General features: G+C 70.5%; 1 protein-coding gene. It reads left to right on the top strand.

Features of this window, described 5'->3' with window-relative positions; genetic code table 11:
• A partial coding sequence (locus ACSNOH_RS34655; protein ID WP_436725422.1) for an ABC transporter ATP-binding protein occupies window positions 1–1,945 on the top strand: 1,945 nt, incomplete at its 5' end.
• Window positions 1,946–1,985: the final 40 nt, after the last annotated feature.

The following is a 1,985-nucleotide window of genomic DNA, read 5'->3' as shown; positions in this document are numbered from 1 at the left end:
ATGCCGGTGGCGCGGGCCCGCCCCCGCCACCGGCATCGCCCGCTTCATGGGCGGCCAGCCCACCGAGCGGTCCATGGACTTCGCCGGGTCCGCCAAGCGGCTGCTGGGCACCCTCAGACCCGAGCGGGCCCTGATCACCGTGGCGCTCGTGCTGTGCGTCGCGAGCGTCACCCTGTCCGTCCTCGGCCCGAAGATCCTCGGCCGGGCCACCGACCTGATCTTCGCGGGCGTCATCGGGAACAAGTTCCCCGACGGCATCACCAAGGCCGAGGCCGTCGAGCGGATGCGGCAGCAGGGCAACGGCACCGTCGCCGACCTGCTCGGCTCGGTCGACTTCACCCCCGGCCGCGGCATCGACTTCGACGCCGTGGGCGAGGTGCTGCTGTGGGTCCTGCTGATCTACGTCGGCGCGTCCCTGTTCGGGCTCGTCCAGGCGCGGATCGCCACCACCGTCGTCCAGCGCGCCGTCTTCCGGCTGCGCAAGCGGGTCGAGGAGAAGCTCGGCCGGCTGCCGCTCAGCTACTTCGACAAGCAGCCGCGCGGCGAGGTGCTCTCCCGCGCCACGAACGACATCGACAACATCGCCCAGACGCTCCAGCAGACCATGAGCCAGATCGTCACCTCACTGCTGACGATCGCGGGCGTGCTGGCCGTGATGTTCTGGATCTCCTGGCTGCTCGCCCTGGTGGCGCTGGTCACCGTCCCGGTGTCCGTCGTCGTCGCCACGAAGATCGGCAAGCGGGCGCAGCCGCAGTTCGTCGCCCAGTGGAAGACCACCGGCACGCTCAACGCCCACATCGAGGAGATGTACACCGGGCACGCGCTGGTGAAGGTCTTCGGCCGCGAGAAGGAGTCCGCGGAGATCTTCCGCAAGGAGAACGAGGACCTCTTCCAGGCCGGCTTCAAGGCGCAGTTCATCTCGGGCGTCATCCAGCCCGCGATGATGTTCATCGGCAACCTCAACTACGTGCTCGTCGCCGTCGTCGGCGGCCTGCGGGTCGCCTCCGGCGCGCTGTCCATCGGTGACGTGCAGGCCTTCGTGCAGTACTCGCGCCAGTTCAGCCAGCCGCTCACGCAGGTGGCCTCCATGGCCAACCTCGTGCAGTCCGGCGTCGCCTCCGCCGAGCGGGTCTTCGAGCTGCTCGACGCCGAGGAGCAGTCGGCGGACCCGGCGGACGCCCCGAAGCCGGGGCGGGTGCGCGGCGAGGTGGCCTTCGAGCGGGTCTCCTTCCGCTACGAGCCGGACAAGCCGCTCATCGACGACCTGTCGCTGACCGTCCGGCCCGGCCAGACCGTGGCCATCGTCGGCCCGACCGGCGCCGGCAAGACCACCCTGGTCAACCTGCTCATGCGGTTCTACGAGGTCGGCGGCGGCCGCATCACCCTCGACGGCACCGACATCGCCGCCATGTCGCGCGAGGAGCTGCGCTCCCACATCGGCATGGTCCTCCAGGACACCTGGCTCTTCGGCGGCACCATCGCGGACAACATCGCCTACGGGGCGCCCGCCGGCACGCCCATGGAGAAGATCGTCGCCGCGGCGAAGGCCACGCACGTCGACCGGTTCGTACGGACCCTCCCCGACGGCTACGACACGGTCATCGACGACGAGGGCTCCAACGTCAGCGTCGGCGAGAAGCAGCTCATCACCATCGCCCGGGCGTTCCTGGCCGAGCCGGAGATCCTCGTCCTGGACGAGGCGACGAGCTCCGTCGACACCCGTACGGAGGTCCTCATCCAGCAGGCGATGGGCCGGCTGCGCGCGGGGCGCACCAGCTTCGTGATCGCGCACCGGCTGTCCACGATCCGCGACGCGGACGTCATCCTCGTGATGGAGTCCGGCCGGATCGTGGAACAGGGCACGCACGATTCGCTGCTGGCGTCGGGGGGAGCGTACGCGCGCCTCTACGAGGCGCAGTTCGCGGAGCCGGTCGTGGAGGCGTAGCGCCGGTCCGGCACCGCCGGACGCGGGGGGGGGGGGGGGG

It is taken from the genome of Streptomyces sp. URMC 127 (genome assembly GCF_051386535.1).
Classification (GTDB): Bacteria; Actinomycetota; Actinomycetes; order Streptomycetales; family Streptomycetaceae; genus Streptomyces.
This window is presented reverse-complemented; position numbering and strand designations above follow the sequence as displayed.